The sequence below is a fragment of the Lacticaseibacillus suilingensis genome (assembly GCF_016861845.1).
Classification (GTDB): Bacteria; Bacillota; Bacilli; order Lactobacillales; family Lactobacillaceae; genus Lacticaseibacillus; species Lacticaseibacillus suilingensis.
In genome coordinates this window covers 58,600-71,544 of record NZ_BOLV01000003.1, presented here as the reverse complement: position 1 = coordinate 71,544, position 12,945 = coordinate 58,600, and the positions used below count along the sequence as shown (strand labels likewise).

The window sequence follows — 12,945 nt, the reverse complement described above, 5'->3', positions numbered from 1 at the left end:
TGCGATGGTTTAATTGTTTAAAATAACGAACGGAGGATGGGCATGGCAGATTTTAATGCATTGAAAGAGGAGTTTGCAGCCTGCAGTGATTTTCTCGTTGCACTGGGTGACTCGAAGCGGCAGGCAATCATTATCAAGCTACTGGAGGCCGAGCATGTTTGTGATGGTTTACAGGTGCCGGATTTGACCGAGGCAACTGGACTTTCCCGACCAGCGGTTTCCCACCATCTAAAAGTCTTGCGTGATGTTAACCTTATCGACTATCGAAGCGAAGGAACGAAGAACTATTATTTCTTGGCACATGATACGCGAGCCGTCAGCCAGCTACAGCACCTGTTAGATGACGTAACAACCGTTATGGAGGGGCATAAAAATGAAGAAAGTATTGATTGTCGAGACTAACATCACAAGATATCAAAATACCAAGGAACCAACCGGTTTGTGGTTAGGTGAGGCGGCGGAGTTTGTCGACGAGATGAATAAAGCTGGGATCGAGGTCGATTTTGTCAGTCCTAAGGGTGGCTTTGTCCCATTAGATCCTCGTAGTATGAAGTACACTGACGAGTCGATCATGTCTATTTATGAAACGCCTGACTTTGTTCAGCGCGCGTTGGTCAATACGCTACGACCAGATCAGGTTAATCCTGAAGACTACGCTGCGATTTACTACACGGGTGGTCATGGCGTCATGTGGGACTTCCCGGACAATCCTGAGTTGCAGAAGCTCGCGTTGGCAATCTATGACCAAGGTGGCTATATCACCTCTGTTTGCCATGGGATTGCCGGCCTGCTAAACATCAAAGATCATCAGGGCAATTATCTGATCAACGGTAAAACCATCACCGGCTTCACGCGTAGCGAAGAGATTTTGGCTGGTAAGCTGTCCATCGTGCCCTTCCTTAACCAGAAGGTTGCAGAAGCACAGGGCGCTAAGTTTAGTAAAAAGCGTTTCTACAAGGAATACGCAGTGAAGGATGGCCATCTGCTGACTGGGCAAAATCCATTCTCCGTTCGAGCAGTGGCAAAGTTGTTGCTCAATGAATTGAAGTAAGAAAGCACAGCGCTGAGAAGCGCTGTTTTTATTTGAGGTAAATATTATACGTGTATTGGTTGACATTTTTAAACCAAAGTTTTAACGTTAATTGGTATAATGGTTCTAGAAATTAAACCAATAAACGAAACGGAGATTATTGATATGATCAAAACAATGAAAGCCGCAGTTATCGATGCTTATAAACAACCAATGCCTGTCTTAAAACAAGTTGAAATACCAACAATGCGTTCCAATGACGTGTTGGTCCAGATTGTAGCTGCTAGTATCAACCCGATCGATATCAAAACCAAAGATGGTGGGTTACGGATGCTATTGAAATATGAAATGCCGATGATTATGGGCAGTGATTTTTCCGGCGTGGTGACCGCTGTTGGTGATTCGGTGACGTCGTATCAGGTCGGTGATGCGATCTATGGTCGTGTGCAAAAAAATCGGATTGGCACATTTGCTGAGTTTATTGCTGTCGATCAAGCTGATGTTGCCTTGAAGCCGACTAATATGACGTTCGAAGAAGCAGCATCAATTCCGTTGGTTGGCTTAACCAGCTACCAAGCAATACACGATATTATGAAAGTTCGTCCAGGAGATAAAGTAATGATTCAAGGCGGATCAGGAGGCATCGGGGTTCTTGCGATTCAGATTGCTAAGAACCTTGGCGCATATGTGGCAACAACGACATCAGCCGATAATTTTGCGTTAGTGCAGTCATTGGGCGCAGATGAAGTAATCGACTTCCGGACAACGGATTTCTCAGAAGTACTCTCGGGTTATGATTTTATCTTGGATACACGCGGTGGAAAGACCTTGGAAGATGCATTTAAGATTGTCCGCCCAGGAGGCAAAGTTGTTAACATTGCGGGGCTACCGAATGCACGTTTCGGGCGCGAATATGGTGTTCCGTTGTGGAAAAGAATGGCATTTGGTTTTGCAACACGGAACCTAACTAAGTTGGAGAAAAAAACCGATGTGACATATACGTTTCTGTTCATGAAGCCTAGCGGAGCTGAACTAGAGATACTTCGACAGCTTATCGAGCGCGACGTGATTCATGCGGTTATTGATCGCGTAATTCCCTTCGATCAAATCGATTCGGCCTTAACTTACTCCCGCTCGGGCAAGGCAACCGGGAAAATCATTCTGAAAATGACTAATCAGTATAATCAGGAGGCGGCGGTATGATTGCGATGGTTATTGCCTTGGTGGGTTTAATGGGCATAACAATCTTGATGAGAAAGATTGTCAATCGGCGAATCGAATTGCCTGCTCTTGTAGGAGAGCTAGTTGCCACCACTGGAGTTGGCTACGTTGCTGGACTGATCCTATGGGTTCGAACACAGCATGGAGCAAAAAGTAATGTTGTAGTACTTTTTGGTTGGACGATGTTTTTTATCATCGGGGTTTTGTGTATCCGTGTGGTTGGTAGTAGGCTAAGTCGGTTAGCAGGAAAGCGTGATAACAACTTTGAGACGACCAAGTTTGTTAAACCGCTGGCTTATCATGCTTCGGTGTTGTGGAAACTATTATTGATTATTATCGTTTTCGGAGAGTCTTCGACGCAAGTGGTAGTGAGTTGGCCGATCATGGCTTTGGCAGGTTATCTGATTACTGCAGGAGCAATCATAGATAGCGCTGTGAGACTCTATTACCTGACGTGTGAGACGCCGATAAGATTTAAAGAGTAGTTCAGATAGGACCCTTAAAAAAGGAGAAGGCCTCTGTGTTAGGCTTTCTCCTCTTTGGTTTGGGGGTGGCACGCGTGTGGCACATTCCATCAGCAAATTATTTGATATTGAAGCCTTTAGGTGTCTTAAAAGGGGCATTACGCCGCAGTTTTTTATCTTAGTCGTCCAACTAGTTTATTTCCCGGGAAAAGTGGACGATAAGAGGTTCAGAAAGCGCTTGCAATCGCAACTCAAAAGACTACTCTATATGTATATACATGAGGGGGTTTGGTTGATGACAAAAGTGAATATTTTACTCGCCTGTGCCGGCGGGATGTCGAGTAGTTTGCTGATGACCAAGATGCAGCAAGCGGCCAAGGCGCAAGGGATTGAGGCTCAGATTGATGCGATTGGCGTTAATGGCGTCGAAGCCCAAATGGACAAGTACCAACCAGATGTGATTTTAATCGGCCCACAGGTCAGTTACGTGGCGACTAAGCTGCAAAAGGAGCTGCCGGTGCCGGTGTCCGTCATCAACATGCGCGACTATGGCACGATGAATGGGGAAAAAGTCCTCGCTACCGCCATGGCGGAAATCCAGAAAGCGCAGGCTTAAGCCATGACGGTAACGGACATGTACCCAGATTATCGCGGTTCAGGCCACCGTCCCGCGGATTTTGATGCTTTTTGGCAGCAGGCCCTGGCTGAAATGCGGGCCGTCAAGCCGGACGTTGAGCAAAAACCGGTAGCAATTCGCAGCTCAGTTGCTCAGGCTTATGATTATTGGTTCACTGGCGTCGGCCAGGCGCGTATTCATGCCCAGCTGATCATGCCCAAGGCTTATGATCCCAAGCAGCCGCACAAAGGACTCCTGATGTTTCACGGCTATCACTGCGATGCCGGTGATTTCACCCAGAAATTCAACTGGGCGGCTGAAGGTTTTGTCGTGCTGGCGATTGATGTGCGCGGCCAAGGCGGCCCCAGTGTCGACACCACCCAAACCATCGGCGGTACGCTTAAGGGTCTGATTATTCGCGGCGTGGAAGATGGGCCGCAGCATTTGTATTATCGCAGTGTGTTCTTGGATTGCGCTGAAGCCGCTGACCTGTTGGCGGCGATGCCAGGCGTAGTTCCTGACCGAATCTACGCGATGGGCGGTTCGCAAGGTGGCGGGCTGACCTTGGCTACCCTTGGGCTGGTGCCCACCATTCACCGGGCTTACGTGAATTACCCGTACCTGTGCGATTATCGCAAAGCTTATGCGCTCGGCGCCGAAAATAACGGCTATGACCAGCTCGCTTACTGGTTCCGGTATCGCGATCCGCTGCATGAGCGGGAGGACGCGTTCTTCGATACGCTCGAATATATCGACGTTCAGCACTTTGCGGCGCAAATCAAAACGCCACTCATCTGGGGGCTGGGCTTGCAAGACCAAGTGGTGCCACCGGTAACCCAGTTTGGCGCGTATCACCAGTTGACCGGTGAAAAGCAGCTTTATATCCTGCCGGAATACGGCCACGAGTTCCTGCCCAAAGTCGGCGACCACGCCTATAATTTCTTCATGGATTAGCGCCAAAGAAATAGCGTCTGGTTCAAACCCTGAGTTCGAGGGTTGAACCAGACGCTTTTCTAGTTACGCTCCGCGGGGCAACGCCCGAGCAAATAGCTACGCTTAAGGCCTCACCGGCAAAGAACGCCGGCAATGCCTTAAGCTTGATCAGCCCGTAGCGCACAACGCGTACAGGCTGACATGCGGTAGAAAGGCTATTTGTCGGGCTAAAATCGCCCCGCTCCGCAGCCTGTCATGTTATTGATTACCACGCAGGAGCCGAATCAGTTCATTCCCATAAGCTAGCGCAAACCAGCTCAGCAAGAACAGCAGCGGCAAGGCGTGCACCAGGTACCACAGGCCGCGCACCCACCAGTTTTGGTTGTTGAAAGGCAGCCGCCACAGGACTTTACTGGCGACTTGCGCCGTGGCAATCGGGCCAAACCAGCGGGAATCGGCTGAGCGCGGCCGGTTATCGCCCAAGACGAAATACTGGTGGGCTTTCACCAACGTCGTGCGCTGAAAGCTGGCGTCAGCGAACAAGGCGCCGCCATTCGGTTGACCGTCATAATTATAGTGCTGGTTAGCCATCGGGTATTTGACGTAAGGCTCCTTCAGCGCCTGGCCGTTGCGGTACACCGTGGTGCGGTTGATGCCGATTAAATCGCCAGGCATCCCGATGACGCGTTTGACCAACAGCCGCTGGGCGGGAATTTGCTTGACCAAGCCGTCATTGCGGAAGGTGATCAAATCACCGCGGCGCACTGGTTGCTTGATGGCACTGGCGAGCTTGGTGTTCATCACCACGAGCCACTGCCCGGATTGTAACGTGGGGGCCATGGAATGACCGCGCACATACTCGAGGGGCATAAACAGGCTCATTAAGCTGCTGATGATCATCAAAGCAAATAGTGTGCCAGTCAGCCAACGCTTTTTCATGGTGCCACCCCCTCGTCAACAATTTTCAGCGTACCATGTTGAAGGCAAGAACGGACGGTTCAGGCCGCGTTTAAGGCTTTCTTAACGGGCGGCGGCACCAGTGGTTAAAATTCCGCTTTTTTCTTGCGATTCAGCAGCTGTTGCACGGCTTCCTTGGGGTCGAGGCCGTGATTGATGACTTGGTCAACGGTTTCGACAATTGGCATGCTGACGTTGGCTTTAGCGGCCAACTCTAAGGCGCCAGGAATGGCGTTGATGCCTTCAACGACCATGCCGATTTGCTTTTTGGCGGCGGCGGGACTCATGCCTTGGCCAATCAAGAGGCCGCAGTTGTGATTGCGACTGTGGGTGCTGGTGCCGGTGACAATCAAATCGCCGATGCCCGCCAGCCCGTCGAAGGTGGCGGCATGCGCGCCGAGCTTGGTGCCGAGCCGCTTGATTTCGGTCATGCCGCGGGTAATCAGCGCGGCCTTGGCGTTATCGCCATAGCCTAAGCCATCCGAAATGCCGGCGGCCAAGGCGATGATATTTTTCAAGGCGCCGCAAAGTTCCACGCCGTAGCGGTCCGGGTTGGTGTAAACCCGCATGAAGCTGGAGGTGAAAATGTCTTGCGCCTGCTTGGCCGCTTCCTCGTCATCGGCTGCGGCCACAATCGTCGTGGGCAAATCTAGCGCTACTTCCTCGGCGTGGGTCGGGCCGGACAGCGCCACGAGTCGCATTTTTGGTGCGTGCAGCTGGCTGAGTTCATCGGCAATCACCTGGGTCATGGTCAGCATCGTGTCGGGTTCAAGCCCTTTGGCGACATCGACAATCAGCTGACCGGCAGGGATGAAGGGCGCGGCTTGTTTGACGGTTGACCGGACATAAACCGATGGTACCGCCAGCAAAAGCAAAGCCTGGTCCGTGCAAGCGGCCGGCAAATCGCTGGTGAAGGTGATGCTGGCCGGAATTGTCATGCCAGGCAGGTTCTTTTGTTGCCGCGTTTGATCCAACTGCTTCACTTCATCAGGTAGCGCGGACCACACCGTCACGGTATGCCCTGTGTTGGCTAACATGCGGGATAATGCGATGCCCCAAGTACCGGCACCAAGAATGCCTACTTTACTCAATAATCTCACTCCAGTTTTAAATTGTTGTCCCCTAAGTGTACCGCATTTTCACTTAGAAACCGGCAAAAGCCGCCTGAACCTGGTGAAAATCATCTTGACAGGTAGCGGCCATGGTTATAATATGAAGCCAGCTTCACGTGAAGTGGGCTTCACTTTTGGAGGTTAGGATGAAAACCAAGGTTAAAGCATACCGCAAAGCCGCTGGCCTGACGCAGGCCGAGCTGGCGGCTCAGGTCCATGTTTCGGCGCGGACCATTATTTCAATCGAAAAAGAGCAGTACAATCCTAGCCTGATGCTGGCCTATCGCTTAGCCGAAGTCTTTGGCGTCAGTGTGGAAACGTTGTGCTGCTTAGCCGAGAACAAACAATCGGAGGATGATGAAATTGAAAATCTATAATCAAAAGGGCCTGCTAGCAGGCCTCGGGTTAGTGGTCTTGGGCAGCGCCAATCTGTATTTTCAGCTCACCGGTCCGGCTCTGCACGGCTGGGACTTGGCCCAGAGCTGGTTGATCATCCTGGGCTGCTGGTTGGCAGGGGCCGTGGCCATTCGCCGCGCAATTTCGAAGCAGGCGACGCGTGAAGACCGCCTCGATGAACGCGATGAGCGGCAGCAGCTCATCAGACTCAAGGCCAATGACCGGACGTTGAAACTGCTGTTGGGCGTCGTCATCGCCGGTGTGGTGGTGGTGCTTGCCGTGCGCGGCGGCCAGCTCGACGCCACCCTGAAAGCCATGCTCAGCGGGATTGGGTTGATGATTGGGTTGACGTTTTGGCTGTGGGTTGGCAGCATGCTGTATTATGAGCACAAGCTATAAGTGAAAACGAGCGCAAAAAAGGCGGCAGGCTCTAGCAAATAGCTAGCGACCGGCCGCCTTTTTGAATGGGTGCAAATTGATGGCGAGAGGTTTAGTGACGTCTAGGAATTAATTGATAAAGATCGCCGTGCGCTGCCAATCATCCTGCCCGTCGTGGGTCAGAATAAAGTGGAATAACTCGTTGAGATCGCGGTCCTCGTCAGCCAGTCGTAGAAACTTGGTGACGGTGAGTGCGTGCTCGCAGTCCTCGGTCCCCGCGCCGGTGCGCAGTCGATACCAACCGCGGTCGAACAGAAAATTGATGTTGTTGGTGGCGTTGGTACTACTTTCGAGCCGCTTTTCATATATCGACAGGCAGCTCTTGGCCGCTGGATAATCGCACCAGGCCATGCAGAGGCTAAACTGATTTTCAAGCACCCGAAAGATTAGCTCGCGGGTTGAGCGAAAATCTTGGTACTTAACCGCCCGAGTCATGGCCAATTGAAACAGCTGTTTTTCGATTCGTGGTTCAAATCCCGGCATGAACCCCGTGAACATGTAGATATCGAATTCGCTCCAGTCGTTCAAGGCCATGAGATAGTGCTGGATGCCCGTGGTATATTCCGGATGAGGCTGGGGAAAGTGGTGCGTAACGTCACCGGTGGCCACCATCTCTTCTCTCATAAGCTCCCACAGCGGCCGGACGAAGCGCTTGATTGGATCATGGCTCGCGGCAATTTGCGTATCCAAGGTGGGCAGCGCGGCGTTGAATTTGGCCCGGATGACTTCCGCAGTTTGATGGTCGGAGTTGCCCGTGAACAGTGCGCCTTGAGGAAACCAGCGCATTAGCATGTCGCTCATGCTGAGATAACCGTTCAGGTCGAAGCTGGTTTTGCCCTTCAGATATCGAAACACGAACTCCTCGGGTGTCGTCCACAGTCGTTCGAGTAAATGCGCAAACTTGGTCACTGTCAGATCAGCTTGGCCGGTTTCAAAGCGCGACAGGGCACTGGCCGACAGCTGCTCATCTGCCACGTTTTGCAGTGTCAGGTTTTTGCTTTGCCGAATCGCTTTGGCGGTACTGCCGAATTCCTGGATCATGAAGTCATCTCCTTTTGCGTATCCGCAATTTTCACTGCTTTTGATTTTAGGCGTGCGAGACTGAAAGCACAAGCAGAGGAGGCATGCATCATGATTATTTGGCGATACGGCCGCAAACGGCAGGTGGCGCTATTGGTAGGATTAGATCTCTTTGTCGCGGCGAAAATGGTGTTTCTGGCAGTCATGCTCAGTGGTTTTATCGCTGCGGCTACTGCCGGATCGATGAGCCGGTTCTTGCGCTTAGCCATCATTGCGGTGGGCGGCTTTGCAGCCCTTAGTTTGCTCGGTCAGTGGCACGTATGGGTCAAAAACCGCCTCATTCAGACAGTGAACTTGCGCATCAAAACGTTGATGGCAAAGCACCTGATTGATGACGGACCGCTGCCGGAGGATGCCAGTAAGCCTTTGTCCTTTATGACCAATGATCTGAAGCAGTTGGAAACCAACGGCATCGCGTCAGAGCTGACCATTTTGGAACAGTTGCTGACCTTGGTGTTCGCGATTGCTGGCGCTATCTACTTCGACTGGCTGACGACGCTGGTGTTCGTAGTGGGGGCCTTATTACCCATGGCGGTGTCGGGGCTGACGCAAAAGCCAATCGACCGGCGCGCCAAGGCCTGGTCCACTGCCAATGGGCAATACACAGGCAGCCTGAAGGACCTACTCACCGGTCTGGATACCATTCGTAGCTACCACGCGAATGCGGTCGCCAAGGCGCGCCTGAATCAAAGCAGCACCGCCATGGAATTCGGGTTACGCAAAATGAACGACATGATCGGCACGGCCGACGTTTGGATGTCGTTCATCGCCTTGACCCTCGGCCTGCTGGTACCGTTTGGTTTCGGTATCGTGCGCATCATTAGCGGCGTGGTTACCATCGCGAGCTTCATTGGCATCGTCCAGCTCTCTAACTCGATTACCAATACGCTGCTCACGATTATGGATGGGGTGAACAAGTGGAACACCACGCGGCAGATTCAAGTCAAGCTGCGTGCAGCCGCGCACTCAACGCCCGATGCCCGATCTGAGCAGCCACTGGGGGCGCTTCAGACCATTACTCTGAGCGAGGTCACCCTCAGCCGCGGCGACAAGCGTCTGTTGAAGAATTTCAACCTGACACTTAAGGCTGGGGACAAAATTCTGCTCAAGGCGCCCTCTGGTTTTGGTAAGACGACCTTGCTCTACGCCTTGGCCGGTCAGTTGCCGTTGCAAGGAAAATATACCATCAATTGCGTTGCTGCCAATCAGCTGCCGGCGCGCCAGCAGCTTGACCTGTTCAGCCTCATTAAGCAGCAACCCTTCCTGTTCAACGATACATTGGGCTTTAACTTGACGTTAGGTGGGAATTACTCGCAGTCCGAGATAGTTGAGGCCGCGCGGCGGGCCCACCTTGATACACTCGTCGCCGAGAAGGGCTGGGACTATCAGTGTGGGGAAAACGGCGCGAACCTCTCTGGTGGCCAAATTCAACGTGTCGAAATTGCCCGAGCGTTTTTGGTGAAACGCCCAGTGATACTGGCCGATGAGGCGACCTCAGCTCTGGATGACAAGCTGAGCGACGCCATCCACAATGAGCTCTTTGCCGCGGGGCAAACGGTGATTGAAGTTGCCCATCACATCAGTCCCGCGTGGGAGGCTAAATTCGACCAAGTGATTGACTTGACCCAACCTGACTAAGCAGGACCCTGGCTGCGCTGCTGCGAAGTGAACCTAGGTGATTAGGCGGGTGATTTCGCAACAGTAAGCCATGCCTAGCGGTATCGGCTTGATGATTGAGCTGACAGTTTTGGCTGTGGGTTGGTATAGTACGTTGTATGATGAAGACACACTAAAGGCGAGGCTAGGTAGAGAGGGACTCGGTTTAGCAAAAAGGCTTCACTTGAAGTCGAAATTGTTATATAATAGAGTCATCAAGAAAGGGGCATCAAATATGGCAGAAACAACCGTTACCTCTTTGCGCTTCAAGAAAGACCAATACGATCAGTTGAAGCATTTGGCTGATTTTGAAGGAGTTTCCGTGACCACCTATATGCGCCGCGCGGTACTTGAGCGTATGGAAGATGAAGCGGACTACAAGGACGCGCAAGCCAACCGTGCCGAAAGTAAGGGCGCGACAATGAGTCGGATTGAGATTATGAAGCAACTTGGTATGAAACCATGACAGACAGCTATCACTGGAGTTTTGATCGGACCGCTGGGAAACAATTTACCAAGCTCGATCAACAAGTGCAACGCCGCATCGTTCGTTGGCTCGATAGTCATATTGAGGGCTATGATAATCCCCGTGCCTGGGGTAAAGCCCTTGAAGGTGAATTAGGAACCTTATGGCGCTACCGAGTAGGCAGCTATCGAATCATTGCTGATATTAATGATGGTCGCTTTGAAGTGCTGGTCGTTAAGACGGCTAAACGCAATGACGTTTACAAAAACAAATAGTTTAAGCGATGACGAAAAGACTGAGACCCTCAGTGAGATTAAGCGCAAAAAAGGCGGCCGGCGCTAGCAAATGCTAGTGACCGGCCGCTTTTTTGATAAGTGGAAAAAGGATGGTGAGAGCTTAGTGACGCCTCGCGACATCGGTGTGCATGGCATTGGGCTCAATCACCACAGAGCGTTCGAAGACGCGGCCGATGTCCAGATAGTTGGTGGAGATGGTTTTCATCGCTGCCACGGGTTTATCGGCGGGGAAGTCCATGAGCTGTTTTTCTTCCTCGCTCATCAGGATGCTTTGGTAGTCACGCCGCGCGTACTTGATCCGCAGTTTTTTAGTGACTTCGACATAATGGAAAATCGAACCTTCGATATCGGCCTTAGTTAGCGTCGGAAACAGAAAGAAAGGGAGGTAAGAATCTTCCAATTGTAGCGGCACGCCACTTTTATACCGCAGGCGGCGGAAGTAGATGACCCGGTTATTCAAGGGGATGTCGAACAGCTGGGAGAGCTCATGATCGGCATGCACTTTCTCGAACTTGAGCACTTTGTTGGTGATGGTTTGGCTATACGGGGTTTCGCTTAACCCGCGAAGCGCAATCGAGCTAACAATTTGCTCGTCTTGGGTGTAGTAGCCCGAACCTTGCCGAGAGTAGATGAGCCCCTCGATTTCTAATTCTTTGAGCACGTTGCGCACGGTGTTGCGGCTGGCGGCATAGTAACTGATGAGCTCCTGCTCGGTTGGCAGCTTGCTGTCGCCTTTATACACGCCGTCCATTATTTTCTCTTTGAGATCATCTAAGATGTCGCTCGTCTTTGTTGACACGGTTAGCGCCCCCATTCGGCATATTCGCTAGTGTGATTGTATCACTAAATAATAGTACCAACAAATAAATCTAAATTAGTGCCAACAAATCATTGACAGCGTTCTCAAATCAGCCTATTATTCAAGGCGAAAAGGAGGTTTCAACTATGAGCGCAATTGATTTCATCTCAGATAAGCTGTATCCAGTTGCCCAGAAATTGGCGACACAACGCCATTTGTTAGCAATTCGTGATGCGTTTATCTCGACCATGGCGCTAACCATGGCCGCATCATTTGGTATTTTGCTCAATGCTCTTATTTTTAGTAACGCTGCTGTGAATAAAGTGATCGACCTCTCCAGCTTTGCCAGTCTGGTGACCTATATCAACGATGCCACCTTCGGCATTTTGTCGATTGTGGTGTGCTACAACGTGGGTTCCAACCTGTGCAAATGGTACATTGATAACTCTGATATGAACGGGAGTACGATTACCCCAGCGCATGCCGGGATGATGGCGGTGGCCAGCCTGTTTGCGTTGATGCCACTGACTTCCACTGTCACGTTGGCGAACGGTAAAACGGCTTCCGGGATTGCTTCAATCATCCCACAAACATACACTTCTTCTGATGGCCTGTTCGTCGCGATGTTCGCGGCGCTGATTTCCACGGAAATTCTGGTGCGGTTGGCGCGCAGTCGTCACATGCGCATTAGCATGCCTGATGGGGTACCGCCGGCAATTGCGACGACCTTTAACTCGATGATTCCAGAAATTCTGGTCATTATGATTTTCGCGATTTTTGCCTTTGCGTTGGATCAGATTTTCCACATGAGCTTCACTGAAATCATCGGTGTGGCTATTCAGACCCCACTGAAAGGCTTCGTGCTTTCTGCTGGTGGGCTGTTCTTCCTGCAGTTCATTTCTGATTTCCTGTGGGCCTTTGGGTTGCACGGCGCCAGCATCTTGTCGCCAATCAAGAGTGCCCCATTGCTGCAGGCAATTCAGGAGAACGTGACCGCGTTCCAAAACCACGCTCACATTCCGAATATCATCACCCAACCCTTCATCGATTCCAACACCTTGTCGACTGATTTCGTCGCGATCGTCATTGCCATCTTCCTATTCTCGAAGCGGCAGGATCAGCGCCAAGTCGGTAAACTGGCTTCCATTCCTGCGTTCTTCAACATTTCTGAACCTTTAATGTTTGGTTTGCCTATTGTTTTGAACCCAGCTTACATGATTCCGATTATCTTGGTGCCACAAGTTAACCTGGGGATTGCTTACTTTGCTACCAGCGTCGGCTTGATTGGTAAAACTGTCGCCATGGCGCCTTGGATTACCCCACCAATTTTGCAAAACTACTTAGTCACCGGGGGTAATATCCCGGCGGCCATCTTAGGCGGTTTGTTAATTGTGCTCGATGTTGTGATCTGGATGCCATTTGTCATGATCAGTAATCGCACCGGTCATACTGAGCCGGATGCTCAGCCGGAGAAGTGAGGC

The 12,945-nt window shown here is 51.3% G+C and carries 16 protein-coding genes; 12 read left to right on the top strand and 4 right to left on the bottom strand.

Annotation, left to right across the window (positions count from 1 at the left end; translation table 11 throughout):
• Positions 1 to 42 precede the first annotated feature (42 nt).
• From JUF11_RS02815 to JUF11_RS02790, 6 genes are all read left to right on the top strand, one after another.
• Positions 43 to 402 (top strand): ArsR/SmtB family transcription factor, encoded by a 360-nt coding sequence (locus JUF11_RS02815; protein WP_204118225.1) that lies wholly within the window; start codon positions 43 to 45, stop codon positions 400 to 402.
• Positions 374 to 1,051, top strand: a complete 678-nt coding sequence (locus JUF11_RS02810) for a type 1 glutamine amidotransferase domain-containing protein (protein WP_204118224.1) — start codon at positions 374 to 376, stop codon at positions 1,049 to 1,051. The genes JUF11_RS02815 and JUF11_RS02810 overlap by 29 nt, the downstream gene beginning before the upstream one ends.
• Positions 1,052 to 1,207: 156 nt before the next feature.
• On the top strand, positions 1,208 to 2,233 hold the full coding sequence (locus JUF11_RS02805; RefSeq protein ID WP_204118312.1) for an NADP-dependent oxidoreductase: 1,026 nt from the start codon (positions 1,208 to 1,210) through the stop codon (positions 2,231 to 2,233).
• Positions 2,230 to 2,736 (top strand): hypothetical protein, encoded by a 507-nt coding sequence (locus tag JUF11_RS02800; RefSeq protein WP_204118223.1) that lies wholly within the window; start codon positions 2,230 to 2,232, stop codon positions 2,734 to 2,736. Before JUF11_RS02805 ends, JUF11_RS02800 begins: the two co-directional genes overlap by 4 nt.
• Positions 2,737 to 3,010: 274 nt before the next feature.
• The gene (locus JUF11_RS02795) at positions 3,011 to 3,331 is read left to right on the top strand and encodes a PTS sugar transporter subunit IIB (protein WP_204118222.1); all 321 of its coding nucleotides are present in this window, start codon (positions 3,011 to 3,013) and stop codon (positions 3,329 to 3,331) included.
• 3 nt (positions 3,332 to 3,334) lie between these two features.
• Positions 3,335 to 4,285 carry an acetylxylan esterase gene (locus tag JUF11_RS02790; protein WP_204118221.1) on the top strand — a complete coding sequence of 317 codons (951 nt, stop codon included), beginning with the start codon at positions 3,335 to 3,337 and terminating at the stop codon, positions 4,283 to 4,285.
• 237 nt (positions 4,286 to 4,522) lie between these two features.
• Here the strand turns inward: JUF11_RS02790 and lepB are convergent, their stop codons facing one another.
• On the bottom strand, positions 4,523 to 5,203 hold the full coding sequence (gene lepB, locus JUF11_RS02785) for a signal peptidase I (RefSeq protein WP_204118220.1): 681 nt from the start codon (positions 5,201 to 5,203) through the stop codon (positions 4,523 to 4,525).
• Positions 5,204 to 5,307: 104 nt separating this feature from the next.
• A complete protein-coding gene (locus JUF11_RS02780; RefSeq protein WP_204118219.1) occupies positions 5,308 to 6,312 on the bottom strand; it encodes an NAD(P)H-dependent glycerol-3-phosphate dehydrogenase in 1,005 nt (334 codons plus the stop codon).
• A 167-nt stretch (positions 6,313 to 6,479) separates the two neighbouring features.
• On the opposite strand from JUF11_RS02780, the gene JUF11_RS02775 reads away from it, so the two are divergent.
• Both JUF11_RS02775 and JUF11_RS02770 read left to right on the top strand, forming a co-directional pair.
• A complete protein-coding gene (locus JUF11_RS02775; protein ID WP_204118218.1) occupies positions 6,480 to 6,710 on the top strand; it encodes a helix-turn-helix transcriptional regulator in 231 nt (76 codons plus the stop codon).
• Complete coding sequence (locus tag JUF11_RS02770) at positions 6,697 to 7,128, top strand: DUF2178 domain-containing protein (protein ID WP_204118217.1); 432 nt, start codon at positions 6,697 to 6,699, stop codon at positions 7,126 to 7,128. The genes JUF11_RS02775 and JUF11_RS02770 overlap by 14 nt, the downstream gene beginning before the upstream one ends.
• 108 nt (positions 7,129 to 7,236) lie before the next feature.
• On the opposite strand, the gene JUF11_RS02765 is transcribed toward JUF11_RS02770, so the two are convergent.
• Positions 7,237 to 8,208 carry a helix-turn-helix domain-containing protein gene (locus JUF11_RS02765; protein WP_204118216.1) on the bottom strand — a complete coding sequence of 324 codons (972 nt, stop codon included), beginning with the start codon at positions 8,206 to 8,208 and terminating at the stop codon, positions 7,237 to 7,239.
• A 90-nt stretch (positions 8,209 to 8,298) separates the two neighbouring features.
• Here JUF11_RS02765 and JUF11_RS02760 point away from each other — a divergent pair, with 90 nt between their 5' ends.
• The 3 genes from JUF11_RS02760 to JUF11_RS02750 all read left to right on the top strand — a co-directional run bounded on the left by JUF11_RS02760 (position 8,299) and on the right by JUF11_RS02750 (position 10,644).
• Complete coding sequence (locus JUF11_RS02760; protein ID WP_204118215.1) at positions 8,299 to 9,885, top strand: ATP-binding cassette domain-containing protein; 1,587 nt, start codon at positions 8,299 to 8,301, stop codon at positions 9,883 to 9,885.
• Between the two features lie 253 nt (positions 9,886 to 10,138).
• On the top strand, positions 10,139 to 10,369 hold the full coding sequence (gene relB, locus JUF11_RS02755) for a type II toxin-antitoxin system RelB family antitoxin (protein ID WP_204118214.1): 231 nt from the start codon (positions 10,139 to 10,141) through the stop codon (positions 10,367 to 10,369).
• Positions 10,366 to 10,644 carry a type II toxin-antitoxin system RelE family toxin gene (locus JUF11_RS02750; protein WP_204118213.1) on the top strand — a complete coding sequence of 93 codons (279 nt, stop codon included), beginning with the start codon at positions 10,366 to 10,368 and terminating at the stop codon, positions 10,642 to 10,644. Before relB ends, JUF11_RS02750 begins: the two co-directional genes overlap by 4 nt.
• Positions 10,645 to 10,765: 121 nt before the next feature.
• Here the strand turns inward: JUF11_RS02750 and JUF11_RS02745 are convergent, their stop codons facing one another.
• Positions 10,766 to 11,464: a GntR family transcriptional regulator gene (locus tag JUF11_RS02745; RefSeq protein WP_204118212.1), complete on the bottom strand. Its 699-nt coding sequence runs from the start codon at positions 11,462 to 11,464 to the stop codon at positions 10,766 to 10,768.
• A 146-nt stretch (positions 11,465 to 11,610) separates the two neighbouring features.
• On the opposite strand from JUF11_RS02745, the gene JUF11_RS02740 reads away from it, so the two are divergent.
• Positions 11,611 to 12,942: a PTS sugar transporter subunit IIC gene (locus tag JUF11_RS02740; protein ID WP_204118211.1), complete on the top strand. Its 1,332-nt coding sequence runs from the start codon at positions 11,611 to 11,613 to the stop codon at positions 12,940 to 12,942.
• The last annotated feature ends 3 nt before the right edge of the window (positions 12,943 to 12,945 follow it).

What these genes read in the sequence shown, in the direction of transcription:
- JUF11_RS02800 (WP_204118223.1), top strand. Translation starts at nt 2,230, where the DNA reads ATGATTGCGATGGTTATTGCCTTGGTGGGTTTAATGGGCATAACAATC.
- JUF11_RS02790 (WP_204118221.1), top strand. Translation starts at nt 3,335, where the DNA reads ATGACGGTAACGGACATGTACCCAGATTATCGCGGTTCAGGCCACCGT.
- JUF11_RS02740 (WP_204118211.1), top strand. Translation starts at nt 11,611, where the DNA reads ATGAGCGCAATTGATTTCATCTCAGATAAGCTGTATCCAGTTGCCCAG.
- lepB (WP_204118220.1), bottom strand. Translation starts at nt 5,203, where the DNA reads ATGAAAAAGCGTTGGCTGACTGGCACACTATTTGCTTTGATGATCATC.
- JUF11_RS02765 (WP_204118216.1), bottom strand. Translation starts at nt 8,208, where the DNA reads ATGATCCAGGAATTCGGCAGTACCGCCAAAGCGATTCGGCAAAGCAAA.
- JUF11_RS02810 (WP_204118224.1), top strand. Translation starts at nt 374, where the DNA reads ATGAAGAAAGTATTGATTGTCGAGACTAACATCACAAGATATCAAAAT.
- JUF11_RS02815 (WP_204118225.1), top strand. Translation starts at nt 43, where the DNA reads ATGGCAGATTTTAATGCATTGAAAGAGGAGTTTGCAGCCTGCAGTGAT.
- JUF11_RS02805 (WP_204118312.1), top strand. Translation starts at nt 1,208, where the DNA reads ATGAAAGCCGCAGTTATCGATGCTTATAAACAACCAATGCCTGTCTTA.
- JUF11_RS02795 (WP_204118222.1), top strand. Translation starts at nt 3,011, where the DNA reads ATGACAAAAGTGAATATTTTACTCGCCTGTGCCGGCGGGATGTCGAGT.
- JUF11_RS02775 (WP_204118218.1), top strand. Translation starts at nt 6,480, where the DNA reads ATGAAAACCAAGGTTAAAGCATACCGCAAAGCCGCTGGCCTGACGCAG.
- relB (WP_204118214.1), top strand. Translation starts at nt 10,139, where the DNA reads ATGGCAGAAACAACCGTTACCTCTTTGCGCTTCAAGAAAGACCAATAC.
- JUF11_RS02750 (WP_204118213.1), top strand. Translation starts at nt 10,366, where the DNA reads ATGACAGACAGCTATCACTGGAGTTTTGATCGGACCGCTGGGAAACAA.
- JUF11_RS02760 (WP_204118215.1), top strand. Translation starts at nt 8,299, where the DNA reads ATGATTATTTGGCGATACGGCCGCAAACGGCAGGTGGCGCTATTGGTA.